The organism is Haemophilus influenzae (genome assembly GCF_019703545.1).
Classification (GTDB): Bacteria; Pseudomonadota; Gammaproteobacteria; order Enterobacterales; family Pasteurellaceae; genus Haemophilus; species Haemophilus influenzae_E.
On the sequence record NZ_AP018771.1, the window covers coordinates 1,066,345 to 1,092,114 of the forward strand.

At 38.8% G+C, this 25,770-nt stretch carries 22 protein-coding genes; 15 read left to right on the top strand and 7 right to left on the bottom strand.

The window, feature by feature from the left end; translation table 11 throughout:
- Positions 1 to 43 precede the first annotated feature (43 nt).
- From lepA to era, 4 genes are read left to right on the top strand one after another with little or no spacing between them, the layout of a single operon-like run.
- Complete coding sequence (lepA, locus tag K6J66_RS05320) at positions 44 to 1,840, top strand: translation elongation factor 4 (protein WP_032824248.1); 1,797 nt, start codon at positions 44 to 46, stop codon at positions 1,838 to 1,840.
- Between the two features lie 8 nt (positions 1,841 to 1,848).
- Positions 1,849 to 2,898, top strand: coding sequence for a signal peptidase I (gene lepB / locus K6J66_RS05325; RefSeq protein WP_021035502.1), 1,050 nt, complete (start codon positions 1,849 to 1,851; stop codon positions 2,896 to 2,898).
- Position 2,899: 1 nt separating this feature from the next.
- Positions 2,900 to 3,583, top strand: coding sequence for a ribonuclease III (gene rnc / locus K6J66_RS05330; RefSeq protein ID WP_038439622.1), 684 nt, complete (start codon positions 2,900 to 2,902; stop codon positions 3,581 to 3,583).
- Positions 3,580 to 4,488 (top strand): GTPase Era, encoded by a 909-nt coding sequence (era, locus tag K6J66_RS05335; protein WP_038439623.1) that lies wholly within the window; start codon positions 3,580 to 3,582, stop codon positions 4,486 to 4,488. Before rnc ends, era begins: the two co-directional genes overlap by 4 nt.
- A 62-nt stretch (positions 4,489 to 4,550) precedes the next feature.
- Here era and rsmC read toward each other — a convergent pair whose 3' ends face one another.
- Complete coding sequence (rsmC, locus tag K6J66_RS05340; RefSeq protein WP_038439624.1) at positions 4,551 to 5,543, bottom strand: 16S rRNA (guanine(1207)-N(2))-methyltransferase RsmC; 993 nt, start codon at positions 5,541 to 5,543, stop codon at positions 4,551 to 4,553.
- A 104-nt stretch (positions 5,544 to 5,647) separates the two neighbouring features.
- Between rsmC and holD the strand changes: the two genes are divergently transcribed.
- Both holD and rimI read left to right on the top strand, forming a co-directional pair.
- Positions 5,648 to 6,052 carry a DNA polymerase III subunit psi gene (holD, locus tag K6J66_RS05345; RefSeq protein WP_021035498.1) on the top strand — a complete coding sequence of 135 codons (405 nt, stop codon included), beginning with the start codon at positions 5,648 to 5,650 and terminating at the stop codon, positions 6,050 to 6,052.
- 2 nt (positions 6,053 to 6,054) lie between these two features.
- On the top strand, positions 6,055 to 6,495 hold the full coding sequence (gene rimI / locus K6J66_RS05350) for a ribosomal protein S18-alanine N-acetyltransferase (protein WP_080281427.1): 441 nt from the start codon (positions 6,055 to 6,057) through the stop codon (positions 6,493 to 6,495).
- 39 nt (positions 6,496 to 6,534) lie between these two features.
- On the opposite strand, the gene fdhE is transcribed toward rimI, so the two are convergent.
- The 4 genes from fdhE to fdnG all read right to left on the bottom strand — a co-directional run bounded on the left by fdhE (position 6,535) and on the right by fdnG (position 12,253).
- Positions 6,535 to 7,443 carry a formate dehydrogenase accessory protein FdhE gene (gene fdhE, locus K6J66_RS05355; protein WP_038439626.1) on the bottom strand — a complete coding sequence of 303 codons (909 nt, stop codon included), beginning with the start codon at positions 7,441 to 7,443 and terminating at the stop codon, positions 6,535 to 6,537.
- A gap of 71 nt (positions 7,444 to 7,514) precedes the next feature.
- Entirely contained in the window at positions 7,515 to 8,234 is a 720-nt protein-coding gene (locus K6J66_RS05360; protein WP_005649889.1) for a formate dehydrogenase subunit gamma, read from the bottom strand.
- Complete coding sequence (gene fdxH, locus K6J66_RS05365) at positions 8,227 to 9,165, bottom strand: formate dehydrogenase subunit beta (protein WP_038439627.1); 939 nt, start codon at positions 9,163 to 9,165, stop codon at positions 8,227 to 8,229. The genes K6J66_RS05360 and fdxH overlap by 8 nt, the downstream gene beginning before the upstream one ends.
- Before the next feature lies 1 nt (position 9,166).
- Complete coding sequence (fdnG, locus tag K6J66_RS05370; RefSeq protein WP_136429490.1) at positions 9,167 to 12,253, bottom strand: formate dehydrogenase-N subunit alpha; 3,087 nt, start codon at positions 12,251 to 12,253, stop codon at positions 9,167 to 9,169.
- Between the two features lie 270 nt (positions 12,254 to 12,523).
- On the opposite strand from fdnG, the gene fdhD reads away from it, so the two are divergent.
- The 3 genes from fdhD to K6J66_RS05385 all read left to right on the top strand — a co-directional run bounded on the left by fdhD (position 12,524) and on the right by K6J66_RS05385 (position 14,862).
- Positions 12,524 to 13,336, top strand: coding sequence for a formate dehydrogenase accessory sulfurtransferase FdhD (fdhD, locus tag K6J66_RS05375; RefSeq protein ID WP_005649892.1), 813 nt, complete (start codon positions 12,524 to 12,526; stop codon positions 13,334 to 13,336).
- 257 nt (positions 13,337 to 13,593) lie between these two features.
- The gene (gene ybeY, locus K6J66_RS05380; RefSeq protein WP_038439629.1) at positions 13,594 to 14,058 is read left to right on the top strand and encodes an rRNA maturation RNase YbeY; all 465 of its coding nucleotides are present in this window, start codon (positions 13,594 to 13,596) and stop codon (positions 14,056 to 14,058) included.
- Positions 14,059 to 14,076: 18 nt separating this feature from the next.
- A complete protein-coding gene (locus K6J66_RS05385) occupies positions 14,077 to 14,862 on the top strand; it encodes a Cof-type HAD-IIB family hydrolase (protein ID WP_038439630.1) in 786 nt (261 codons plus the stop codon).
- 36 nt (positions 14,863 to 14,898) lie between these two features.
- Here K6J66_RS05385 and K6J66_RS05390 read toward each other — a convergent pair whose 3' ends face one another.
- The gene (locus tag K6J66_RS05390) at positions 14,899 to 16,698 is read right to left on the bottom strand and encodes an AMP-dependent synthetase/ligase (protein ID WP_038439631.1); all 1,800 of its coding nucleotides are present in this window, start codon (positions 16,696 to 16,698) and stop codon (positions 14,899 to 14,901) included.
- Between the two features lie 192 nt (positions 16,699 to 16,890).
- The gene (gap, locus tag K6J66_RS05395) at positions 16,891 to 17,910 is read right to left on the bottom strand and encodes a type I glyceraldehyde-3-phosphate dehydrogenase (RefSeq protein ID WP_005634934.1); all 1,020 of its coding nucleotides are present in this window, start codon (positions 17,908 to 17,910) and stop codon (positions 16,891 to 16,893) included.
- A 250-nt stretch (positions 17,911 to 18,160) separates the two neighbouring features.
- Here gap and gmk point away from each other — a divergent pair, with 250 nt between their 5' ends.
- The 6 genes from gmk to lldD all read left to right on the top strand — a co-directional run bounded on the left by gmk (position 18,161) and on the right by lldD (position 25,685).
- Complete coding sequence (gmk, locus tag K6J66_RS05400) at positions 18,161 to 18,787, top strand: guanylate kinase (protein ID WP_038439632.1); 627 nt, start codon at positions 18,161 to 18,163, stop codon at positions 18,785 to 18,787.
- A 62-nt stretch (positions 18,788 to 18,849) separates the two neighbouring features.
- Positions 18,850 to 19,116: a DNA-directed RNA polymerase subunit omega gene (gene rpoZ, locus K6J66_RS05405; RefSeq protein WP_005657866.1), complete on the top strand. Its 267-nt coding sequence runs from the start codon at positions 18,850 to 18,852 to the stop codon at positions 19,114 to 19,116.
- Between the two features lie 180 nt (positions 19,117 to 19,296).
- The gene (gene spoT, locus K6J66_RS05410; protein WP_038439633.1) at positions 19,297 to 21,411 is read left to right on the top strand and encodes a bifunctional GTP diphosphokinase/guanosine-3',5'-bis pyrophosphate 3'-pyrophosphohydrolase; all 2,115 of its coding nucleotides are present in this window, start codon (positions 19,297 to 19,299) and stop codon (positions 21,409 to 21,411) included.
- Positions 21,408 to 23,489 carry an ATP-dependent DNA helicase RecG gene (gene recG, locus K6J66_RS05415; protein ID WP_038439634.1) on the top strand — a complete coding sequence of 694 codons (2,082 nt, stop codon included), beginning with the start codon at positions 21,408 to 21,410 and terminating at the stop codon, positions 23,487 to 23,489. The genes spoT and recG overlap by 4 nt, the downstream gene beginning before the upstream one ends.
- 29 nt (positions 23,490 to 23,518) lie before the next feature.
- Positions 23,519 to 24,328: a glutamate racemase gene (murI, locus tag K6J66_RS05420; protein ID WP_038439635.1), complete on the top strand. Its 810-nt coding sequence runs from the start codon at positions 23,519 to 23,521 to the stop codon at positions 24,326 to 24,328.
- A gap of 211 nt (positions 24,329 to 24,539) precedes the next feature.
- On the top strand, positions 24,540 to 25,685 hold the full coding sequence (gene lldD, locus K6J66_RS05425) for an FMN-dependent L-lactate dehydrogenase LldD (protein WP_005649913.1): 1,146 nt from the start codon (positions 24,540 to 24,542) through the stop codon (positions 25,683 to 25,685).
- Positions 25,686 to 25,770: the final 85 nt, after the last annotated feature.

Consider the following 25,770-nt stretch of genomic DNA (forward strand, 5'->3'; position numbering starts at 1 on the left):
CCGCCAGTTAAATTTATTGATTTTTTGAGAAAAACTATCTTTTATGAAGAATATTCGCAACTTTTCTATTATTGCCCATATTGACCACGGTAAATCAACGCTTTCTGACCGTTTGATTCAAACTTGTGGTGGCCTTTCGGATCGTGAAATGGAAGCGCAAGTGCTAGATTCAATGGATCTTGAGCGTGAACGTGGAATTACCATCAAAGCACAAAGTGTGACTTTAAATTATAAAGCCAAAGATGGCGAAACTTATCAATTAAACTTCATCGATACACCAGGACACGTGGACTTTTCTTATGAAGTGTCTCGCTCTCTTGCTGCTTGTGAAGGGGCATTGTTAGTTGTGGATGCAGGACAAGGAGTCGAAGCCCAAACTCTGGCAAACTGTTATACCGCAATCGAAATGGATTTAGAAGTAGTGCCGATTTTAAATAAAATCGATTTGCCTGCCGCAGATCCTGAACGCGTAGCTGAAGAAATTGAAGATATCGTGGGAATTGATGCGATGGAAGCGGTTCGATGCTCAGCTAAAACGGGTGTGGGTATCGAAGATGTATTAGAAGAAATCGTGGCAAAAATTCCAGCACCAGAAGGCGATCCTAATGTGCCATTACAAGCATTGATTATTGATTCTTGGTTCGATAACTATTTGGGCGTGGTGTCTTTAGTGCGTATTAAAAACGGGGTATTACGTAAAGGCGATAAAATTAAAGTGATGTCCACAGGGCAAACTTACAACGTAGATCGTTTAGGGATTTTTACGCCAAAACAAGAAGATACGACTGTTTTAGAATGTGGCGAAGTGGGTTGGGTTGTTTGTGCGATTAAAGATATTTTAGGCGCGCCAGTTGGGGATACCTTAACCCATCAACATAATTCTGCAACTGAAGTGTTGCCAGGTTTTAAAAAAGTAAAACCACAGGTTTATGCTGGGCTTTTCCCTGTAAGTTCTGATGATTATGAAGCGTTTCGTGATGCGCTTGGTAAATTAAGTTTAAACGATGCATCACTTTTCTATGAACCAGAAACTTCGACCGCACTTGGTTTTGGTTTCCGTTGTGGTTTCCTTGGACTTCTACATATGGAAATCATTCAAGAGCGTTTAGAACGTGAGTATGATTTAGATCTTATCACAACTGCGCCAACGGTAATTTACGAAGTGCAATTAACGAATGGGGAGGTTGTTTATGTGGATAGTCCTGCAAAATTGCCCCCACTTAATAATATTGCTGAAATTCGCGAGCCAATCGCAGAATGTAATATGTTAGTGCCACAAGAATATTTAGGTAACGTCATTACCCTTTGCGTTGAAAAACGTGGTGTGCAAACCAATATGGTATATCACGGTAATCAGATTGCGCTGACTTATGAAATTCCAATGGGAGAAGTGGTTCTAGATTTCTTTGACCGTTTAAAATCAACATCTCGTGGTTATGCTTCGTTAGATTACGGTTTCAAACGTTTCCAAGCGGCAGATATGGTTCGCGTGGATATTATGATTAACAGCGAACGAGTAGATGCTTTAGCTTTAATTGTTCATAAAGATAATTCACAATATCGTGGTCGTGAATTGGTTGAAAAAATGCGAGAGTTAATTCCTCGTCAGCAATTTGATATTGCCATTCAAGCAGCGATTGGAAACCACATTATTGCGCGTTCAACCGTAAAACAATTACGTAAAAACGTATTAGCAAAATGTTATGGTGGCGACGTGAGCCGTAAGAAAAAACTCTTACAGAAACAGAAAGAGGGTAAAAAACGTATGAAGTCTTTAGGTAACGTAGAAGTGCCGCAAGAGGCGTTTTTAGCAATTTTACACGTAGGAAAAGATAAATAAGGAAAATTATGTCAAATTTATTTTTTGTGATTTTATTGGCTGTGGGTTTTGGTGTGTGGAAAGTATTAGATTATTTTCAGCTGCCAAATACTTTTAGTATTTTGTTACTAATTTTGACCGCACTTTCAGGCGTATTATGGTTTTATCATCGTTTTGTGGTGCTGCCAAAACGTCATCGTCAAGTGGCACGTGCAGAACAACGTTCTGGTAAAACCTTAAGTGAGGAAGATAAAGCCAAAATTGAACCGATTTCTGAGGCTTCAGAATTTTTATCTTCACTTTTTCCTGTGCTTGCAGTGGTATTTTTGGTTCGTTCTTTTTTGTTTGAACCGTTTCAAATTCCCTCTGGCTCAATGGAATCCACCTTACGTGTTGGCGATTTTTTAATTGTGAATAAATATGCTTATGGTGTGAAAGATCCGATTTTCCAAAACACCATTATTGCAGGCGAAAAACCACAACGTGGCGATGTAATTGTGTTTAAAGCACCACAACAAGCGTTAATTCGTACAGGTCTTGGCGCAACTCGAGCGGCTTTTGCAGAAAATCTTGCGTTAAGTTCAAAAGATAATATGTCTGGTGTTGATTATATTAAACGTATTGTTGGAAAGGGCGGAGACCGCATAATTTTTGATGTGGAACAAAAAACATTAAAAATTGTATATGGTAAAGAAGGTAAACCTTGTGAAATTGATTGCGAAACCAAGGCGTTTGAATATACACAAAATCCAACAAATCCAGCTTTTCCTAATGAATTAGAATTGACTGAAAAAGGCGATGTAACACACAATGTGTTAATTAGTGAATATCGTCGTTATTCAGGCTCTGAATTTTTCCCACAAGAGGGGATGCAAACTGCAGAATGGCTTGTGCCAGAAGGGCAGTATTTTGTGATGGGGGATCATCGCGATCACAGTGATGATAGCCGTTTTTGGGGCTTTGTGCCTGAAAAAAATATTGTGGGGAAAGCCACTTATATTTGGATGAGCTTAGAAAAAGAAGCGAATGAATGGCCAACAGGTTTCCGTTTTGATCGCTTCTTTACAGCAATAAAATAAGATGAATCATTTAGATCGACTTGAGCGTAAAATCGGCTATTGTTTTAATGATATTGCGCTCTTAAAGCAGGCACTTACGCATCGAAGTGCGGCAACTCAACATAATGAACGCCTAGAATTCCTAGGCGATTCCATTCTTAATTTCACTATCGCTGAAGCACTTTATCATCAGTTTCCACGTTGTAATGAAGGAGAACTGAGCCGTATGCGTGCTACTTTGGTACGCGAACCCACTTTAGCGATTTTAGCGCGCCAATTTGAATTAGGCGATTATATGTCGCTTGGTTCTGGCGAGCTAAAGAGCGGTGGTTTTCGCCGTGAATCTATTCTTGCCGATTGTGTAGAAGCGATTATTGGTGCAATGTCTTTGGATCAAGGATTAGCTGTGACGACCCAAGTGATTCGAAATTGGTATCAACAATTATTGGCAGAAATTAAACCGGGCGATAATCAAAAAGATGCGAAAACTCGTTTGCAAGAATATTTACAGGGTAAACATTTGCCATTGCCAACTTATGAAGTGGTAAATATTCAAGGGGAAGCCCATTGCCAAATTTTCACTGTTGAATGCAAAGTGAAAAGTGCGGATAAAATTGACCGCACTTTTGTGGCAAAAGGATCTAGCCGTCGTAAAGCTGAACAAGCGGCAGCAGAACAAATTTTAAAAGAACTGGACATCAAATGACCGAACAATTCGACAAAACCTATTGCGGCTTTATTGCTATCGTAGGTCGCCCAAATGTGGGTAAATCAACGCTCTTAAATAAAATTTTAGGACAAAAAATTTCAATTACATCACGTAAAGCACAAACTACCCGTCACCGCATTGTGGGAATTAAAACTGAAGGGTCGTATCAAGAAATCTATGTGGATACGCCAGGGCTTCATATTGAAGAGAAGCGTGCAATTAACCGCTTAATGAACCGCGCCGCAAGTAGTGCTATCGGCGATGTTGATTTAATTATTTTTGTTGTTGATGGCACACACTGGAATGCAGATGATGAGATGGTGCTAAACAAATTACGCAATGCAAAATCCCCCGTTGTGCTTGCTATCAACAAAGTAGATAACATCAAAAATAAAGATGATTTATTGCCGTTTATTACAGATCTTAGCAGTAAATTTAACTTTGCTCACATTGTGCCAATTTCTGCACAGCGTGGTAATAATGTTCATGAATTAGAGAAAATTGTACGCCAATCTTTACGCGAAGGTGTGCATCATTTCCCAGAAGATTATGTTACAGACCGTTCACAACGTTTTATGGCATCGGAAATAATCCGTGAAAAATTAATGCGTTTTACGGGAGAAGAATTGCCTTACTCTGTTACTGTTGAAATCGAACAATTCAAAGTGAATGAACGTGGTACTTATGAAATAAATGGCTTAATTCTGGTTGAACGTGAAGGTCAGAAAAAAATGGTAATTGGTGCGGGCGGTCAAAAAATTAAAACTATTGGTATGGAAGCACGTGCTGATATGGAACGTTTATTTGATAACAAAGTCCATCTTGAACTTTGGGTAAAAGTGAAATCAGGTTGGGCAGATGATGAACGTGCGCTGCGCAGTTTAGGATATATGGATGAATAAAGTGCGGTAAAATTTATTCGCATAATAAAAATCCCCATTATTGTGATGGGGATTTTTTGTTTTTAACTTTTCACTGAATACACTTTAAATTTTCCTGTTTGAGCAAGAACTTGATAATCATTGAAATGTTGTTTAAGTAGCTCGGGATAAGGCAAAAATGCATTGGCGACAATGCGTAATTCTCCACCTTGATTGAGATGCCATTTCGCTTGAGTGATAAGTTCTTTTACGGCTCGATAGGCGGTATCAATGCCATCGTGGAATGGTGGATTTGAAATGATCAAATCAAATTTTCCTTGTACATCAGAAAAGACATCACTGGCGTAAACCTCGCCTTGTAATTGATATTCAGAAAGTGTTTTACGCGCTGATTCTAATGCCATTGCGTGAATATCTGCCATCGTAATTTGTGCGTTAGGCGAGCGTTTTTTTATCATAGAGCCAATTACCCCCGCGCCACAGCCAAGATCGAGCACTTTTCCTTTTATTTTATTATCAATGGTTGAAAGTAACAGTTCCGTGCCTGCGTCTAATTCCGCCGCACTAAATACCCCAGGTAAACTATATATAGTTAAGTCTTCTAGCGTAGAATGTTGATAGGTTTTCCAGAAATTTTTAAGTTCAAAGTGCGGTTTATTTTGGAGTGAAAAATGATATAAACCACAACGGCGAGCAGAGTCAATTTTTGCTATTTCCCCATAGGGTGCTAATGTTTTTTCTACTGAACGTACGCCACAACGATTTTCGCCAATAATTAATATTTCTTGACCAATAGGAGCTTGAGACAATAGTTGAAGCAGTTGGAAATTGACTTCTTGTTTGTTTTTAGTCCAATAATAAACGATTAAATCGGCTTGACCTTGAAATTCAACGGAAAAATTGACCGCACTTTGCGTTCTTGCATAGTCAAAATAGCAGCTCCAAATTTGGATTGATTGGCATTTTGAGGCTAATGTTTGAGGAAAATTATCAGAAATTCCTCCAGCAAATAATACCGATTTACCATTAAAAAATGAAAGATGGCGTTCTAAAACTTGGCTCTCTAGAGAAATCACGCTTTGAATCCTGTGGGTTATTAGTTAAAATTATGCGTCATTTTAGCAAAGATTAATAAAAGAAATTAACACTATTTTTCAAGCAACGTTTTAAAAATTCACTTATGAACAGACGCGATCTTCTTTTACAAGAAATGGGCATTTCCCAGTGGGAATTATATCGCCCCGAGGTACTGCAAGGTTCAGTAGGAATCAGTGTGGCAGAGAATATTCGCTTTATCACTGTTTCCGATGAGAATATCAGTAGCTCGCCTTTGTTGGCTGATGTGCTGTTAAGCCTTGATCTTAAAAAAGAAAATTGCTTATGTTTGAATTACGATCAAATCCAGCATATGGAATGTAAGCAGCCTATTCGTTATTGGTTACTATCAGAAAATAGCGACCAAATTGACCGCACTTTAGCATTTTGTGTGCAGGCAGAGCAGGTTTATCGCTCGCCAAGTTGGCAGCAATTTCAATCTAATCATCAAGCCAAACGAGCGTTATGGCAACAAATTCAGCAGTCTTAATTATGTCTATTATTTCTCAAATTGAAGCCTGTGATTTCGAGCGATTGTATGAAATCGAACAGCAAGCACATCTGGTGCCTTGGTCGCTGGGGACGTTAAAAAATAATCAAGGGGAGCGTTATTTCAATTTAAAATTAATTGAGAATAATCAGATTATCGGTTTTGCGATTTGCCAAACCGTATTAGATGAAGCGAATTTGTTTAATATTGCGATTTTGCCTAATTATCAAGGTTGTGGATTTGGCAAATTATTGTTAGGCGAATTAATCTTTCAATTAAAGGAAAGAGGTGTACAGACTTTATGGCTAGAAGTCAGAGAGTCTAACCCTGCTCGTTTCTTGTATGAAAAAGTTGGTTTTAATGAAGTCGATATTCGGAAAAATTATTATCCGAAACCCAGTGGTGGACGAGAAAATGCCGTGGTAATGGCGTGTTATCTATAGATTTAAATAATTAGCCTAGATATTTCTAGGCTATATTTTTTATGCTTCTTCTGCAGGAAAAACAAATGGATTTAATCCGCTTCGTGCGAAACCTTTTTCTTCCATTTCAATATCTAAGAAAATAGAAGCCAAATCATCGGCTACAGGCTCTACATGAGGATCTTTTTCTTGGAACATAATTTTCAAGTAACTTTCACAGCTACCACAGGTTTCAGCACGAACAAGTGCAAGTTCTTCATCTAACGACCACATTTCGAGTTTGTCGTGGCTATTACAATTGGTGCATTGTGCGCGTACTAAATTCCATTCACTTTCACATAAATTACAATGTAAGTAGCGTAACCCTTGTGATGTACCAATTTGTACAATACTTGCCACAGGTAAAGAACCACAAACAGGGCAGTGATGTAAATTTTCGGCGTTCTCAACTTGGCTATTATGGGGAATTTGCTGGGCGAGCTGTAGCCAATAAAGGGAAAGTGTAGCCCAAATAAAGACGGCTTTATCACTGCTAACTAAATTAAATTCTTGTGCTAATAACTTATTTGCCATTTCTTCTAAGTCGGTAGAGGAGGCTTTTTCAAGAAATTCAATTGTTGCAGCAACTTGTTCGTTAGCTTTGGGTTTTATTTCATCAAGAATTTCAGTTAAGTATTCGCGCCAGATACTGTCTCGCTTAAAGGTTTTGGCATTTAGTGGCTCGATAGCATTTAACGGTTCAAACTGTTGTGCTGGTAAAGGATTTTTTTCTAACGTGGAAAGTTGGCTTTCAACTATGTCTGCGGCAAATAATAAATAATCAGATAGAGGATGATTTTGTGCTAAGTCTCTTAAACGTTTCGCTCTGCGTTGGTAAAGATTTTTAGGATTGGCAAATAAAACCGCTGGGGCTTGATATGTATTTGCCACTTGTTTAATTTCTGATTCAGATAAGATTTTGATACTCATATTCTTCTCACTTTTATAATAAAAAGTGCGGTCAATTTTAACCGCACTTTTTTCTTTTTCAGGATTTGAGCTTATTTGCCAAATCCTTTAAATAAGACTTTGGTTTTACCTACTTTTTTGCCAGATTGCTCGTTGAGTAAATCTTCTTCAAGTTTTGATAAAACTTCTTCACGATACCATCTTGGGTGATGTTTTTTCGCCCAACGAACAGTAACCCAACCTTCAACAATACCGCGAATTGATCCTTTAACCCAAAATGCCATATATATATGCACCAAGATACCCGTGAATAACATAAAAGCACTTGCAGAGTGGAGCAAAATAGCAATTCGCAATACTGGGATTGAGAAGTAATGTGAAAAATATTGACGCCACATAATGATGCCAGTGACTAATAACGTTACCATCGCCAAGTTTAATGTCCAAAAGAGCATTTTTTGACCAAGGTTATATTTACCGTTGTCAGCAACTGCGTGTTCATTCCCTTTAAGCACTTCAACGACACCTTTTGCCCAGCGAATATCGTTTTTTTCTGGAATATTGTGATCCCAGTACAATAACGCTAAGTAGATGAAAGCGAAGAACATTAAAATCCCTGTGAATGGGTGAATGGCGCGCGCAATTTGTGGTGTACCCAAAATTTCTGTGAGCCAAGCAAAGTCAGGGAAGAAAAATGCAACGCCAGTGAACATCGTCATAAAAAAGCAAATAACCAACATCCAGTGACTAATACGCGCTGGGGTTCTATGACGGATAACGCGAGTATCGTTGCTAATTTCAATTTTACTCATTGTTTTCCCCCTTAGACGGTTTATTTTCTTCAAATTCGTGATGATGATCTTCTACATCTTCTTCTACATTTGGGCCAACGGTTAAGTAATGTGCAACTTCTGCTAGAGCTAGACCACCCATTGCCACTGCAGCGACTGGTTTCAATACATCTTTCCATAAGGTCACACTCAAATCAATTTGAGGATCTTTTGGAAGACCATTGTAAAGTTCAGGTTTATCTGCGTGATGCAACACATACATTACATGTGTACCGCCTACACCTGGAGGATCGTAAAGTCCTGCATTTTCATAACCACGAGATTTTAAATCTGCCACGCGTTGTTCTGCGTAAATTTTCATTTCTTCTTTAGAGCCGAAACGAATCGCACCTGTTGGACAGGTTTTCACGCAAGCTGGTTCTTGTGCTACAGAAACACGATCCACACAAAGGGTGCATTTGTATACACGATTGTCTTCAGGATTCATACGTGGAATATTGAATGGACAGCCTGCAATACAATAACCACAACCAATACATTTATCGGATTGGAAATCTACAATACCGTTAGCATATTGAATGATCGCACCAGGTGCTGGACAAGCCTTTAAACAACCAGGTTCTGCGCAGTGCATACAGCCATCTTTACGAATCAGCCATTCTAAACGATCGTTTTCTTCAACTTCGTTAAAACGCATCACCGTCCACGCTTTTGCATCAAGATCAACTGGATTGTCATAAACCCCAACACATTGTGCATTGACATCAGAGCGAATATCATTCCACTCTGAACAACCCACTTGACAGGCTTTACATCCTATACAAGTTGAAACATCAATTAATTTTGCAACTTCGACTTTATGATCTCTCGCTTGTGGTGCTGGTGTTAAACCAGATGTTGCGGAGATTTTAATAACGTCTTGCGTTTGAACGCCTTGAGCAGTTCCGGCCATATTATGCCTCCCCAACTTTTTCAATATTTACCAAGAATGTTTTGTATTCTGGTGTTTGCGTGATTGCCTCACCCCAAGATGGTGTTAAGGTATTAGTAGAGAATCCACGGTTACCTTTGCCATTCAATGCCTTCATATTCCAGTGAATTGGAAGACCTATATGGTGTACGACACGTCCATCAATTTCGAGATCTTTAAGACGTTTTGTAACCACGGCAACCGCTCTAATATAGCCACGACGAGAAGTAATTTTTACCATATCGCCTTTTTGGATGCCTTTTTCTGCCGCTAATTTTTCGCCAATTTCCACAAATTGTTGTGGTTGTGCGATGATATTTAATGCAGATTGTGCAGTCCAGCTGTGGAAATGCTCGGTTAAACGATAAGTTGTTGCTACAAATGGATAGTTTTTATTTGAACCAATAAATTCACGATCTTCTTTATAGATACGTAAAGTTGGATCTGTCACTACATTTGGATGAAGTGGGTTTGTATCAATTGGGCTTTCAACTGGTTCATAGTGTTCTGGCATTGGGCCATTTGCAATTTTATCAACGGCAAATAAACGTCCTACGCCTTCTGCGGACATAATAAACGGCCCAGTATCAGAACCTGGTGGTTGCGTGCCGTAGTCAGCAATATCAAACCAGTTCCAGTTTTTACCGTTCCATTTGATTAATTGGCGGTTTTTATCCCAAGGATTACCATTGATATCTAATGATGCACGGCTATAAAGTACGCGGCGGTTTGCAGGCCATGCAAAGCCCCAGCCAATAGTACAACCTAAACCCGATGGATCTGAATTATCGCGATTAGCAGTTTGGTTGCCTTTTTCAGTCCATTGACCAACATATAACCAGTTACCTGATGTTGTTGTACCATCATCACGTAAATGTGCAAATCCATTGAGTAATTGACCTTTTTTGTACATCAAGTTACCGTTTGGATCATAAAGATCTTCAAGCGCATAACCATTTAATTCTTTGGCTAATTCAACCGCACTTGGTGAGTGTGGTTGAGCATAATTCCAAGTCATTGCTTCAAAAGATTCAATGCCTTGACCACCCTCTTTTTTATAAAGTTCGTGCATTTCTTCGCGTAGCATAGAAAGAATATCAACATCAGGTAAGGCTTCTCCCGGTTGATCGCAACCTTTCCAGTGCCATTGAGCCCAGCGACCAGAATTAACGATTGATCCTTCTTCTTCTGCGAAACAAGTAGTTGGTAAACGGAAAACTTCTGTTTGAATTTCCGTAGGATTTACATCATTTGACTCACCAAAATTTCTCCAAAATTCTGATGATTCAGTTTGTAATGGATCCATAACGACTAAGTATTTCAGTTTACTCATACCAGATAACGTTTTATTTTTATTTGGTAGTGCATTTAATACGTTAAAACCTTGTAAAATCCAACCGTGTAATTTGCCTTCATTCATCAATTTAACGTGAGTAATCGGATCATATAAGCGATCTGCTTTTGGTAAGAAATCGAATCCCCAGCCATTTTCCTTAGTGGCATTATCTCCGTAGAAAGTTTTCATCATACTGACAAAGAATTTTGAAGTATGACGATAATAGTTCACTTGGTTTGGAACGATATCTTTTGGTGTAATTGCGTTAATGTATTGATCGTAAGAGGTATCTTTATCGTTTGGCAAACGCATATAACCTGGTAAAGACATTGGCAATAAGCCCATATCTGTCGTACCTTGAACATTGGAGTGTCCACGTAATGCGTTAATACCGCCACCTGGCATCCCCATATTACCTAAAAGTAATTGGATTATCGCCATTGAGCGAATATTTTGTGTACCGATTGAATGCTCAGTAAAGCCTAACGCATATAGATGCGTCATCGTTTTATTTGGCACTGAGGTTTTACCAATTTCTTCACAGATTTGTAAGAAGAGTTTTTGTTTTACACCTGTAATACGCTCAACCATTTCTGGGGTATAACGAGAAACGTGCTCTTTTAAGATGTTAATGACACAACGAGGATGTTGTAATGTCATATCACGTTTAGCGTGACCATTTTCATCAAATTGGTAGTTCCATTTAGATTTATCGTAGTTACGTTTTTCTTCGTTGTAACCTACAAATAAACCGTCTTCAAATTTGAAACCTTCATCAATTAAGAATGAAGCATTGGTATAGTGTTTAACATATTCGTGTTGAATTTGATTTGTTTCCAATAGGTAACGGATCACGCCCATTAAGAACGTAATATCAGAACCAGAACGAATTGGCACGTGTAAATCTGCAACGGATGCGGTACGGTTAAAACGCGGATCAATAACGATGATTTTCGCACCGTTTTTCTTCGCTTCAATTGCCCAACGGAAGCCAACAGGATGGGCTTCAGCAGGGTTACCGCCTTGAACGATGATTAAGTTGGCATTTTTAATATCAACCCAGTTATTTGTCATGGCACCGCGACCAAATGATGGAGCAAGACTTGCTACCGTTGGTCCGTGTCAAGTATTCGCTTGGTTACATACTGGCACCATACCGAGCATTCGAATCCACTTTTGCGTTAATAACGCAGCTTCATTGCTCATTGCTGATGCAGTCATAATTCCTGTCGTTGCCCAACGATTAACCGTTTTTCCACTTGCATCTTTTTCAACAAAGTTGGCATCTCGGTCATCTTTCATTAAACGAGCAATACGTTTAATGGCATCTTTCCAAGAAATTCGTTCCCATTTATCAGAACCGGGCGCACGATATTGAGGATATAAAGAACGGCTTTCACTATTGACATAATCGAGTGCGCCAGCACCTTTCGGGCAAAGTGCACCACGACTGACTGGGTGATCTGGATCGCCTTCAATATGAAAGAGTTTTGAACGAGTATTTGTGCCAGTATGGCTACTTAATGAATTGTAAGGTTTGCCTGTGCTATATAACAACATACCGCAACTTACAGCGCAGTATGTACAGGTGTTACGGGATTCAAACGCGCGTAATAATTTATATTCGCGTGGCGCAGCTAATACATTTGCTGGAGCAAAGCCCAACATTGCAGCTGACGTTCCCGCCATACCTCCTGCACAGATCTTGAAGAATTTTCTTCTTGAGACCTGCATAATCACTCCTTTCAACAACAAGTTGTTGAGATATTATAGATAGTAATAAAATTCGTTTAGTAGCTAGATTATGTTGATTTCGTTAAAATAACACTCTCTAGTGTATAAATCATCGTAAAAACGTTGATTTATTAGATGGCTAGAGTAACGATTTTTTAACAATAAATCCATAATCAAATGACATTAGCTTCAACAAATATTGTGATCTAGATCATAAATATAAAAATAATTTAACAGACTTTTTACATTTAACTAATGAACGGGTAATAAATGCAGTGCTGGATTCGACAAACTATCAACTTTTTTAGAAAGACAAAAAATACAGAAAAATTGACCGCACTTTTGCAACAAAAAGAAGACATACTGGCTGTAGAGATACCAGTTTCTTTGGTATATAACGGCATTTCTCACGCAGTTATGATGTGTTCCCCAAACAATTTAGAGGATTTTGCTTTAGGTTTTTCTCTAACAGAGGGAATTATCAATAAACCAGAAGATATTTATGGTATTGATGTTGTAGAAGTTTGCAATGGTATTGAAGTGCAAATTGAACTTTCCAGCCGTAAATTTATGGCATTAAAAGAGCATCGTCGTAATCTTACGGGGCGTACTGGTTGTGGTATTTGTGGTACAGAACAATTGAATCAAGTATATAAAACTTTTCCGAAATTAGACTGTACTTTTCAATTTGATTTAAATTTGCTAGATAGTTGTCTTATTGATCTTCAAAAAAATCAATTGCTTGGATGTAAAACTGGTGCTACCCATGCTTGTGCATTTTTCGATTTATATGGAAGTATGTTAGCTATTTACGAAGATGTGGGTCGCCACGTTGCATTAGATAAATTGCTTGGGTGGCACGCAAAATCGGGTAAACCTAGAGGTTTTATTTTAGCCTCCAGTCGAGCGAGTTATGAAATGGTGCAAAAAACAGTGGCTTGCGGGGTGGAAATGTTAGTCACGATTTCTGCCGCAACGGATTTAGCAGTCACAATGGCAGAAAAACATAATTTGACTTTAATTGGTTTTGCTAGGGAAGGAAAAGGAAATATTTATAGCGGACATCTACGACTTCACAATTAACCCCAACCAAGAGCGAGAGATTTGAGGTCTTGTGTTTATTAAGGAAATAGCGTGATTTGTCTCTTTGTATGTTAAAAATAGAGTAAATTAGCGGTAAATATAAATTATGTAATCTAAAGGGGATTGGTGGGTTTATTATTGTATAATTCCCCTCATTTTTACACATATAAAAGTGGTCATAAGCCCACCCGTTTGTTATATGTATTCAATAAGTGCAAAAGTGCGGTTAGAAATTGAAAAGAATTTAGGAGAATAGAATGGGAAGTGTATTGGTTGATTTGCAAATTGCCACAGAAAATATAGAGGGTTTGCCAATAGAAGAGCAGATTGTGCAGTGGGCAACAGATGCTGTTCAGCCTGAGGGCAATGAAGTCGAAATGACGGTGCGTATTGTGGATGAAGCCGAAAGCCATGAATTAAATTTAACTTATCGTGGAAAGGATCGCCCGACTAACGTACTTTCATTTCCATTTGAATGCCCCGATGAGGTGGAGTTGCCATTGTTAGGGGATCTCGTTATTTGTCGTCAAGTCGTGGAGCGAGAAGCCTCAGAACAAGAGAAACCATTAATGGCACATTGGGCGCATATGGTCGTGCATGGTAGCTTACATTTACTCGGTTATGATCATATTGAAGACGATGAAGCGGAAGAAATGGAAAGCTTAGAAACCCAAATTATGCAAGGATTAGGCTTTGATGATCCTTATCTAGCAGAGAAATAATCTTTATTCGGAGTAATGATGTATAAAGCAGTATTTAGTGATTTTGATGGCACCTTATTAACCTCTCAACATACCATTTCCCCTCGAACTGTTGCGGCAATTAAGCGTTTAACGGCGAATGGCATTCCTTTTGTGCCAATTTCGGCACGTTCTCCTTTGGGTATTTTGCCTTATTGGAAACAGCTTGAAACGAATAATGTGCTTGTTGCATTTAGTGGTGCGCTTATTTTGAATCAACATCTTGAACCAATTTATAGCGTACAAATTGATCCAAAAGATATTTTAGAGATTAATACCGTTTTGGCGGAACATCCTTTGCTTGGCGTGAATTATTATACAAATAATGATTGCCATGCTCGTGACGTAGAAAATAAATGGGTGATTTATGAACGCAGCGTGACCAAAATTGAGATTCATCCTTTTGATGAAGTAGCGACAAGTTCGCCACATAAAATTCAAATTATTGGGGAAGCAGAAGAAATCATTGAGATTGAAGTTCTTTTAAAGAAAAAATTTCCACATTTAAGTATTTGTCGTTCTCATGCTAACTTTTTAGAGGTAATGCACAAGAGTGCAACCAAAGGAAGTGCGGTGCGTTTTTTGGAAGATTATTTTGGCGTACAAACTAATGAAGTGATTGCATTTGGCGATAATTTTAATGATTTGGATATGCTAGAACATGCGGGGCTTGGGGTGGCAATGGGAAATGCGCCAAATGAAATTAAACAAGCTGCAAATGTAGTTACCACGACCAATAATGAAGATGGACTTGCATTGATTTTAGAAGAAAAATTTCCTGAATAATTAGAAAAGAAAGGCTCTCAATTGAGAGCCTTTTAGTTATGCTTCTTGTGAATGATACATTGCTTCAATTTGCTTGCGATAACGTTCTAAAATCACTTTTCTACGCAATTTTAATGTTGGTGTAATTTCACCCAATTTAATGCTAAATGCTTGAGAAAGTAACGTGAATTTTTTTACTTGCTCGAAATGAGCCAATTCTTTTTGTACTGCATTAATACGCTGCTCAAACATTTTCAGAATGTCAGAATTTTTTAGTAGTTCTAAACGGTCATGATATTTAATATTGAGCTGTTTTGCGTACTCTTCCAAACTATCAAAGCAAGGCACAATAAGCGCGGATACATATTTTTTCGCATCAGCGATGATCGCAATTTGTTCGATAAATTTATCTTTACCGATTTTGCTTTCGATATATTGTGGTGCGATATATTTGCCGTTTGAGGTTTTCATTAATTCTTTAATGCGATCGGTAATAAATAAATTGCCTTGTTCGTCAAATTCTCCCGCATCGCCAGTTTTTAAGAAACCATCTTCTGTAAAGGCTTGAGCCGTTTCTTCTGGCTTTTTGTAATAGCCTTTCATCACCATTCCACCACGCACAAGGATTTCATTATTTTCCCCAATTTTCACTTCCGCTTTTGGCATCAGTGTGCCGATTGAATTTGGGTTAAATTGGAAATCATGCCAGCAAGAAACGGTTGCAGTTGTTTCTGTCATGCCATAGCCTAATTTGATGTTGATACCAATGGCGTGGAAAAATAGCCCAATAGCAGGTTCTAATTTTGCTCCTCCGCAAGGCATCATTTTTATTCGTCCCCCCAATAATTGACGAAGTTTTGAGAGCACTAATTTATCCGCTAAAGCAAATTGTTTCTTCAATAAGAACGGAACAGTTTTGTTATTCGCACGTAGATCAAAATGTTTTTGTCCTACAGAAATTGCCCAATGAAACATAATTTGGCGAAGTTTTGGGGCTTTTTGAACTTTATCCAATACGGCAGCATAAATTTTTTCGTAAAAACGTGGGACGGCGCACATTAAGGTTGGTCGAATTTCCGTTAAAGCTGACCGCACTTGATTGGTGTCTTCTAAATAGCAAAGTATTGCGCCTCTATGAAGAATATAAGCCGCCCAGGCTCGTTCAAAAATATGAGAGAATGGTAAAAAAGAAAGTGAAATATCCTGATCTGTCACATTAAGTGAAAGATCATGTGTTTCTAATTGGTGAGCGAGATTAGCGTAATCTAACATGACACCTTTAGGCTCTCCCGTTGTGCCTGAGGTATAAATAATCGTAAATAAATCCGATAATTGTTTTTGGTTTAAGCGTTGGGTTAGTTCATTTTGTTGGGCGTTTGAACCTGTTTTAATAAAACTTTCCCAAGTGCAAGAAAGAGGATCTTGTTGTAATTGAATGGTGGATTTCATTGCCACAATTTTTTGTAATTTTGGACAATGATGAGCAATTTCCAATGCTTGATCATATTGCTCTTGATCGCCGACGAAGAGAATTTTTACATCGGCGTGATTTAGGATAAATTCTGCTTGCTGGGCTGTATTGGTTGCGTAAATAGGTACTGTGATTGCTCGAATTTGTAAGGTCGCAATGTCAGCGATTGTCCAACGTTCCATATTATGGGCAAAAATGGCGATTTTATCTTGTACGCCAATATTGTGAGCAAGCAATGCTCGAGAAAGTTGATTGAGTTGATCTTGAAAATTTTTCCAAGAAATGTCTCTCCACAAGCCGTGTTCTTTATAGCGAAGTGCGGTCATATTTGCACGAGTTTTGGCTTGTTGTTGAATACGATGAACAAAATGGAGATCGAGATTCATATTAACCCTATTTTTTATTTCATTGAGCGAACGGTTGTGCGCTAATATAATCTTAAATAGGAATGAAAGCTAGAAGAATATTGATTGTTTTAAATCATTTTTAGTGATCCTTTGTTCATTTTTAGAGCGTAAACTAAATTCTAGATAATAAAAAACCGCTCTGAAGAGCGGTTAATTTTTTCAAAGTTTTAATTAGCCTTTGTAGTTGTAGATATGAGCTACTAAGTCTAATACTTTGTTTGAGTAACCCGTTTCGTTATCGTACCAAGATACTAATTTAACGAAAGAATCAGTTAATGCGATACCAGCATCAGCATCAAATACAGAAGTTAAAGTACAGCCGTTGAAGTCAGTAGAAACAACCGCATCTTCAGTGTAACCTAATACGCCTTTTAATTCGCCATTGAACGTTTTACCTTCCGCTGCATCTTTGATTGCTTGTTTGATTGCATCATAAGAAGCTGGTTTTTCAAGATTAACTGTTAAATCAACAACAGATACGTTTGGCGTTGGAACACGGAAAGCCATACCAGTTAATTTACCGTTTAATGCAGGTAAGACTTTACCTACTGCTTTCGCTGCACCTGTTGAAGATGGAATGATGTTTTGTGATGCACCGCGGCCGCCGCGCCAGTCTTTAGCTGATGGGCCATCCACAGTTTTTTGAGTTGCAGTTGTTGCGTGAACAGTGGTCATTAAACCATCTTTGATACCGAAAGTTTCATGAACAACACGTGCTAAAGGAGCTAAACAGTTTGTTGTACAAGATGCGTTAGAAACGATATCTTGACCTGCGTATGCGTTGAAGTTTACACCACGAACGAACATAGGAGTTGCATCTTTAGATGGGCCAGTTAATACAACTTTTTTCGCACCTGCAGTGATGTGTTTACGAGCAGTTTCATCAGTTAAGAATAAACCAGTCGCTTCAACAGCGATATCAACACCGATTGCACCCCAGTTCAAGTTTGCTGGATCACGTTCTGCAGTGACACGGATAGTTTTACCATTAACCACTAGGTTACCATCTTTCACTTCAACAGTGCCGTCGAAACGACCGTGAGTTGAATCATATTTCAACATATAAGCCATGTATTCAACGTCGATTAAGTCGTTAATACCTACAACTTCAATGTCATCACGGTGTTGTGCTGCACGGAATACGATACGGCCGATACGACCAAAACCATTGATACCAATTTTAATTGCCATAAGATTTTCACCTTTTATTTAAGTTAAACAAATCTGTTTGCTTTGAGTAATACTGCTCACTCAGTAAGACAACGCACAGAGTATAGCACGAGCATTTTTATAAAACTATAAACCCTACTACTTTTTTGTGATCTATATCAAATTATCATTAGAATGAAAAAGTACCGTAAAAAATCACCGCACTTTTGATGATTTTTTATAGAGAAATCTGCATAATAGACTGAAGTTGTTAGAGAAGGTTAAATATTCTATGTCTCAAGGTAATCTTTATATTTTATCTGCACCAAGTGGCGCAGGAAAATCTTCATTAATTTCTGCGTTATTGACATCAGATAGCTCAACTCAAAAAATGGTTTCTGTGTCACATACGACCCGTGCCCCACGCCCGGGTGAAGTTGAAGGCGTACACTATTATTTTGTATCAAAAGAAGAGTTTGAATCACTCATTGAGCAAGATTTATTTCTAGAATATGCCAAAGTTTTTGGTGGCAATTATTATGGAACCTCTTTACCAGCGATTGAAGAAAATTTAGCAAAAGGCATTGATGTATTTTTAGATATTGATTGGCAGGGCGCCCAACAAATCCGCAAAAAAGTTCCTAGTGTTAAAAGCATTTTTATTTTACCGCCTTCATTGCCTGAATTAGAACGTCGTTTAATTGGTCGTGGGCAAGATAGTGAAGAGGTTATCGCTGAACGAATGTCAAAAGCGATGAGTGAAATTTCGCATTATGACGAATATGATTATGTTATTGTGAATGATGATTTTGAGAAAGCATTAAAAGATTTACAAAGTATTTTGCAATCGGAACGCTTAACTAAAGATTATCAACAAAAACAAAATGCAATGTTAATTCAACAGCTACTAGCAAAATAGGGCGAAATTGAGTATTATAACGCCCTTTCAATAGAGTAATTTTTGACAAATCGGAGTAAATTATGGCTCGTGTTACTGTGCAAGATGCAGTAGAAAAAATTGGTAACCGTTTTGATTTAATTTTAACGGCTGCGCGTCGTGCAAGACAATTACAACTTAACCAAAGTGTGCCGTTAGTGCCAGAAGATAATGACAAACCAACAGTAATCGCATTGCGTGAAATCGAAAAAGGTTTGATTAATCAAGATATTATGGATGCACAAGAATTCCAAGAAATGGCGAAAGTTCAAGAAACGGAAGAAGCAGCTGTTGCATTAATTACAGAATAATCTTTTAAAAGTGCGGTAAAAAATAAAGGTATTTTACCGCGGGTAGGTATACCCACGGTTAATTATGGTTATAGTTGTACCCCTTTGGGGAACGTAATTTCTACCCCAAAGGGGTAATGTTTAGTTAAGCTAGGGTCTACTTACCCTAGGCGATATTTTTCAACGATAAGTAGGTCTCCTTTGGAACTGTTTGCGGATTTAGATCGAATTATTCAAGGGTATTTGCCCGCAGATAAAATTGAACTCATCAAGCGTGCGTTTGTGATTGCAAGAGATGCGCACGAAGGACAATTTCGCTCCAGCGGCGAACCTTACATTACCCATCCTGTGGCGGTAGCCTCCATTATTGCTCAACTTCACTTAGATCACGAAGCGGTAATGGCTGCGCTTTTGCACGATGTTATTGAAGATACACCTTATACGGAAAACCAACTGAAAGACGAGTTCGGTGCCAGTGTGGCTGAAATTGTGGGCGGTGTATCAAAACTCGATAAGTTGAAATTTCGTACTCGCCAAGAAGCACAAGTCGAGAATTTTCGCAAAATGATTTTGGCGATGACGCGTGATATTCGCGTTGTGTTAATCAAGCTTGCTGACCGCACGCATAATATGCGCACGCTTGGTTCGTTACGACCAGATAAACGCCGCCGTATTGCGAAAGAAACGCTTGAAATCTATTGTCCGCTTGCTCATCGTTTAGGTATTGAGCATATCAAAAATGAATTAGAAGACTTATCTTTTCAAGCAACGCATCCACATCGTTATGAGGTGTTAAAAAAACTCGTTGATGTGGCGCGGAGTAATCGACAAGATTTAATCGAACGTATTTCACAAGAGATTAAAGTGCGGTTAGAAAACGCAGGCATTTTTGCCCGAGTGTGGGGACGTGAAAAACATCTTTACGAGATCTATCAAAAAATGCGCATAAAGGATCAAGAATTCCACTCTATTATGGATATTTATGCGTTCCGTGTGATTGTAAAGAATGTTGATGATTGTTATCGCGTTTTGGGGCAAATGCATAATCTTTATAAGCCACGCCCTGGTCGAGTTAAGGATTATATCGCCGTACCTAAAGCAAATGGCTATCAATCTTTGCAAACTTCAATGATTGGGCCGAAAGGTGTTCCCGTAGAAGTTCATATCCATACTGAGGATATGGAACAAGTCGCAGAAATGGGCATTACTGCGCATTGGGTTTATAAAGAAAATGGTAAAAACGATAGTACAACCGCACAAATCCGCGCACAACGCTGGTTGCAAAGTTTGGTCGAAATTCAACAAAGTGTAGGTAATTCGTTTGAGTTTATTGAGAATGTAAAATCAGAGTTTTTCCCGAAAGAAATTTATGTTTTTACGCCAAAAGGTCGAATTGTTGAATTACCAATGGGCGCAACAGCAGTAGATTTCGCTTATGCTGTGCATTCAGATGTGGGGAATACTTGTGTTGGCGTGACTGTTGAGCATAAACCTTATCCACTTTCACAAGCCCTTGAGTCTGGTCAAACGGTCAATATCATCACCGATCCAAATGCGCATCCTGAAGTCGCATGGTTAAATTTTGTGGTAACGGCTCGTGCGAAAACACGGATTCGCCATTATCTCAAACAGCGTTGTGAAGAGGATGCGGTGAAATTAGGCGAAGTTGAGCTTAATGTAGCATTACAGCCTCATAATTTAGGTGATTTTTCTATTCAAAAAATTAGCACTGTATTAGATGCTTTAGCCCTTTCTTCTTTAGATGAATTATTACGAGAAATTGGTTTAGGTAATCAGTCAGCCTCCATGATTGCGCATCAATTTGTGGGCGTGCCGTTAGAATCTGCTAATACTAAGAATCTCGAATTTGAATCAAAAATACTCACTATTGCACCAATGCAAGTGGGTAAAACACAATTTGCGCAATGTTGCCATCCAATCCTAGGTGATCCTATTGTGGGATGTTGTACAGAAAAAAATACAGTTGTGGTACACCATCAACATTGTGCAAGTTTGAAAAATGCTTGTCGTCAATCGTTGGCTAAATGGGATAACGTTCAAAGTGCGGTGAATTTTGAGGCTGAATTACAAGTAGAAATATTGAATGAGCAGAATGCCTTGCTTAGTTTAATGACCGCAATTTCAGCTAGCGAAGGCAGTCTCCAAAATATTTGGACGGAAGAATTAGAGAACAATTTATTGCTTGTGATTTTGCAAGTTTGTGTAAAAGATATCAAACACCTTGCCAATATCGTTCATCGTATTAAAGGCATCACTGGCGTCGTTAATGTCAAACGCAATATTAATGAGCTATGAGCCTTGAACTTCTCGATGCCGTGCCTTTGACCAGCCTTTCTGGTGTGGGGGCTGCCATTTCTAATAAACTGGCTAAAATCGGCATTCATAACCTGCAGGATTTACTCTTTCATTTACCTATTCGCTATGAAGATCGTACGCGAATTACGCCAATCGCTAATCTTCGCCCTGAACAATATTTTACTATAGAGGGAATTGTACAAACCTGTGAAGTCACTTTTGGCCGTCGCCCGATTTTATCGGTCAGTTTGTCAGACGGCACATCGAAAATTATGTTACGTTTTTTCAATTTTAATGCGGGAATGCGTAATAGTTTTCAAGTTGGCGTGCGAGTAAAGGCTTTTGGCGAAGTGAAACGTGGGCGTCACATGCCAGAAATTCATCATCCAGAATATCAAATTGTGCGAGATAATGCGCCCATAGTATTGGAAGAAACCTTAACGCCGATTTATTCCACAACGGAAGGGCTAAAACAAAATTCATTACGAAAATTAACGGATCAGGCTTTGGCATTACTCGACAAAGTTAAGATTGCAGAAATTTTGCCTAATGAATTTAATCCACATCAATATAGCTTAAAAGAGGCATTGCGATTATTGCATCGTCCACCGCCAGATATTTCATTAGAAATGTTAGAGCAAGGTAAGCATCCTGCACAACAACGATTAATTTTTGAAGAGCTTCTGGCACATAATTTAGCTATGCAAAAAGTGCGGTTAGGAACGCAACAATTTTCTGCCTTACCGCTACATTATCAAACAGATTTGAAACAGCGATTTTTAGCCACCTTGCCATTTCAACCAACTAATGCGCAAAAGCGAGTGGTGTTGGATATTGAACAAGATCTTATCAAAGATTATCCGATGATGCGCTTAGTGCAAGGCGATGTGGGCTCGGGAAAAACATTGGTTGCCGCATTGGCTGCTTTAACTGCAATTGATAACGGCAAACAAGTCGCCTTAATGGCACCAACAGAAATTCTTGCAGAACAGCATGCGAATAATTTCCGACGTTGGTTTGAGCCTTTCGGCATTGAAGTTGGCTGGTTGGCAGGTAAAGTAAAAGGAAAATCAAGACAAGCAGAGCTTGAAAAAATCAAAACTGGTGCGGTGCAAATGGTGGTGGGGACGCATGCTTTATTCCAAGAAGAAGTCGAGTTTTCCGACTTAGCATTGGTGATTATTGATGAACAACACCGTTTTGGGGTGCATCAACGATTAATGTTGCGTGAAAAAGGCGAAAAAGCAGGATTTTATCCCCATCAGTTAATTATGACGGCAACACCGATTCCGAGAACGTTGGCAATGACCGTCTATGCAGATTTGGATACATCAATTATTGATGAATTGCCTCCAGGTCGTACGCCGATAACAACCGTAGTGGTTTCTGAAGAACGTCGCGCTGAAATTGTGATGCGTGTAAAAAACGCTTGTGTTAATGAAAAACGCCAAGCCTATTGGGTGTGTACGTTAATTGATGAATCAGAGGTTTTAGAAGCTCAAGCAGCTGAAGCGATTTGGGAAGATTTAACGAAAGCGTTACCGATGTTAAATATTGGTTTAGTGCACGGGCGCATGAAACCCCAAGAAAAACAAGATGTCATGATGCGTTTTAAAAATGCAGAATTGGATTTATTGGTGGCGACGACAGTCATCGAAGTGGGAGTTGATGTTCCGAATGCTAGTTTGATGATTATCGAAAATGCAGAGCGTTTAGGTTTATCGCAGCTTCATCAGTTACGAGGGCGCGTCGGTCGAGGCAGCACGGCTTCTTTTTGTGTACTAATGTATAAACCTCCGCTCGGCAAAGTTTCGCAAAAACGTTTGCAAGTGCTAAGAGATAGCCAAGATGGGTTTGTTATTTCTGAAAAAGACTTAGAAATTCGCGGACCAGGTGAAGTGCTGGGAACTAAACAAACGGGCATTGCTGAATTGCGAGTAGCAAATTTAATGCGAGATAGAAAAATGATACCAACGGTGCAATTTTATGCGAAATCACTTATCCAAAAATACCCAGATCTAGCAGAAAGTCTGATTCGTCGTTGGTTAAATAATAAAGAGATTTACTCGAACGCTTAAAAGTGCGGTCAATTTTCAAAGAGTTTTAAATGGATAAAAAAGAAAAACGCCCAACTGTACTTTTTTTTGATTCTGGAGTGGGTGGGTTTAGCGTATATCGTGAAGCTAAAAAACTATTACCAAATTGGCATTATCTCTATTGTTTTGATAATGCTGGTTTCCCTTATTCAGAACGCGAAGAAGAAAGTATTATTCACCGCACTTTAGCGGCGTGTCAGCTTATTAATCAACGTTATCCATTAGATGCAATCGTGATAGCTTGCAATACAGCGAGTACAGTTGTGCTTCCGCCTTTGCGAGCTGCTTTTGATATTCCTATCGTTGGGACTGTACCCGCTATTAAACCAGCATCAGAAATGACAAAGACAAAACATATTGGTTTATTAGCTACAAAGGGTACAGTAAAGCGTCATTATATCGATGAGTTGATTGATAAATTTGCGCAAGATTGTATTGTTGAGAGACTGGGAACGACAAAATTAGTCGAAATTGCGGAGCAAAAAATTCGTGGTCATTCCGTTGATCTAATTAGCTTAAAAGATGAATTATCTCCGTGGGCAGGCATGGCAGATTTGGATACATTAGTTTTAGGTTGTACTCATTTTCCTCTCATCAAAGATGAAATTCAGTTGTGCTTGCCACAAGTTAAATATTTTATGGATCCGAGCGCAGCAATTGCTAAACGGATCAAATATTTACTTGATGATAAAAATCTACAAGCGCAAAATGAAAAATATAATCAAATGTTTTGCACCGCACATTTTCCCGAAGAATCTCAATTTAAAAAAGCTTTACATCTATGGGGATTTGAATCTTTGGAAGTAATCAAAATAGATTAAAAGTTAATAGATTAATTGTGTGATATTGATAAATTCACAATTTTTTCTAATTTTATAGGTGATTTTTCTACTTATATCATTTCTATATGTCACTTTTTTAAAATAAATTGTGATCTAGTTCTCAAAATAATTATGATTTTTATTGAATTTGTTAAAATAGTGTTATAATGCCTATCAGGTTTCTCACTATTTTATTGAATAAGAGGTAAAAATGATTATTTCATCAGCTAGCGATTATCGTGAAGCGGCGCGCCGCCGTGTTCCTCCCTTTATGTTCCACTATGCCGATGGCGGTTCTTATGCCGAGCAAACACTTGCGCGTAATGTGAGTGATTTGGAAAATATTGCTTTAAGACAACGTGTCTTAAAAGATATGTCTGAATTGGATACTAGTATAGAATTATTTGGTGAAAAACTTTCAATGCCAACTATTCTTGCACCAGTTGGGGCGTGCGGAATGTATGCACGTCGTGGAGAAGTACAAGCAGCACAAGCGGCAGATAATAAAGGTGTGCCGTTTACCCTTTCAACAGTATCAATTTGTCCAATTGAAGAAGTCGCCCCTGCGATTAAGCGTCCAATGTGGTTTCAGCTTTATGTGTTAAAAGATCGTGGTTTTATGAAAAACGCGCTTGAGCGTGCGAAAGCAGCGGGCTGTTCTACTTTAGTGTTTACGGTCGATATGCCTACTCCAGGTGCGCGTTATCGTGATATGCACTCAGGTATGAGCGGCCCCTACAAAGAAATTCGTCGTGTATTGCAAGGCTTTACGCACCCATTCTGGGCGTATGATGTGGGTATCAAAGGCAAACCGCACACCTTGGGTAATGTTTCAACTTATATGGGTAGACAAATAGGTTTAGATGACTATATTGGCTGGCTAACAGAAAACTTTGATCCATCAATTTCGTGGAAAGATTTAGAGTGGATCCGTGAGTTTTGGGAAGGCCCAATGGTCATTAAAGGCATTCTCGACCCTGAAGATGCGAAAGATGCGGTGCGTTTCGGTGCTGATGGAATTGTCGTTTCAAATCACGGTGGCCGTCAGTTAGATGGCGTGCTTTCAAGTGCAAGAGCGTTGCCACCGATTGCCGATGCAGTGAAAGGGGATATTAAAATTATTGCCGATTCAGGTATTCGCAATGGTTTAGACATAGTCCGTATGTTGGCATTAGGGGCAGATGCAACAATGTTAGGTCGAGCATTTGTTTATGCTTTAGGGGCAGCAGGTCGTCAAGGTGTTGAAAATATGCTCGACATTTTCAAAAAAGAGATGCGCGTAGCGATGACATTAACCAGCAATCGTACCATTGCCGATATTAAACCAGAGGCTTTGGTTGATCTAAGTAAACTTTAATTTATAAATTGAGATCAAAAATCAACCGTTTGTTGGCGGAATTATGTATTTTACGTATGTATTTTCAACAAACGGTCGAGTTTTT

Excerpts from the sequence above, each read along its gene's own strand:
- lldD (WP_005649913.1), top strand. The coding sequence starts at position 24,540 with ATGATTATTTCATCAGCTAGCGATTATCGTGAAGCGGCGCGCCGCCGT.
- lepA (WP_032824248.1), top strand. The coding sequence starts at position 44 with ATGAAGAATATTCGCAACTTTTCTATTATTGCCCATATTGACCACGGT.
- K6J66_RS05360 (WP_005649889.1), bottom strand. The coding sequence starts at position 8,234 with ATGAGTAAAATTGAAATTAGCAACGATACTCGCGTTATCCGTCATAGA.
- murI (WP_038439635.1), top strand. The coding sequence starts at position 23,519 with ATGGATAAAAAAGAAAAACGCCCAACTGTACTTTTTTTTGATTCTGGA.
- fdhD (WP_005649892.1), top strand. The coding sequence starts at position 12,524 with ATGCAGTGCTGGATTCGACAAACTATCAACTTTTTTAGAAAGACAAAA.
- rnc (WP_038439622.1), top strand. The coding sequence starts at position 2,900 with ATGAATCATTTAGATCGACTTGAGCGTAAAATCGGCTATTGTTTTAAT.
- holD (WP_021035498.1), top strand. The coding sequence starts at position 5,648 with ATGAACAGACGCGATCTTCTTTTACAAGAAATGGGCATTTCCCAGTGG.
- fdhE (WP_038439626.1), bottom strand. The coding sequence starts at position 7,443 with ATGAGTATCAAAATCTTATCTGAATCAGAAATTAAACAAGTGGCAAAT.
- gmk (WP_038439632.1), top strand. The coding sequence starts at position 18,161 with ATGTCTCAAGGTAATCTTTATATTTTATCTGCACCAAGTGGCGCAGGA.
- K6J66_RS05390 (WP_038439631.1), bottom strand. The coding sequence starts at position 16,698 with ATGAATCTCGATCTCCATTTTGTTCATCGTATTCAACAACAAGCCAAA.
- rimI (WP_080281427.1), top strand. The coding sequence starts at position 6,055 with ATGTCTATTATTTCTCAAATTGAAGCCTGTGATTTCGAGCGATTGTAT.
- recG (WP_038439634.1), top strand. The coding sequence starts at position 21,408 with ATGAGCCTTGAACTTCTCGATGCCGTGCCTTTGACCAGCCTTTCTGGT.
- rpoZ (WP_005657866.1), top strand. The coding sequence starts at position 18,850 with ATGGCTCGTGTTACTGTGCAAGATGCAGTAGAAAAAATTGGTAACCGT.
- lepB (WP_021035502.1), top strand. The coding sequence starts at position 1,849 with ATGTCAAATTTATTTTTTGTGATTTTATTGGCTGTGGGTTTTGGTGTG.
- gap (WP_005634934.1), bottom strand. The coding sequence starts at position 17,910 with ATGGCAATTAAAATTGGTATCAATGGTTTTGGTCGTATCGGCCGTATC.
- K6J66_RS05385 (WP_038439630.1), top strand. The coding sequence starts at position 14,077 with ATGTATAAAGCAGTATTTAGTGATTTTGATGGCACCTTATTAACCTCT.
- ybeY (WP_038439629.1), top strand. The coding sequence starts at position 13,594 with ATGGGAAGTGTATTGGTTGATTTGCAAATTGCCACAGAAAATATAGAG.
- fdxH (WP_038439627.1), bottom strand. The coding sequence starts at position 9,165 with ATGGCCGGAACTGCTCAAGGCGTTCAAACGCAAGACGTTATTAAAATC.
- era (WP_038439623.1), top strand. The coding sequence starts at position 3,580 with ATGACCGAACAATTCGACAAAACCTATTGCGGCTTTATTGCTATCGTA.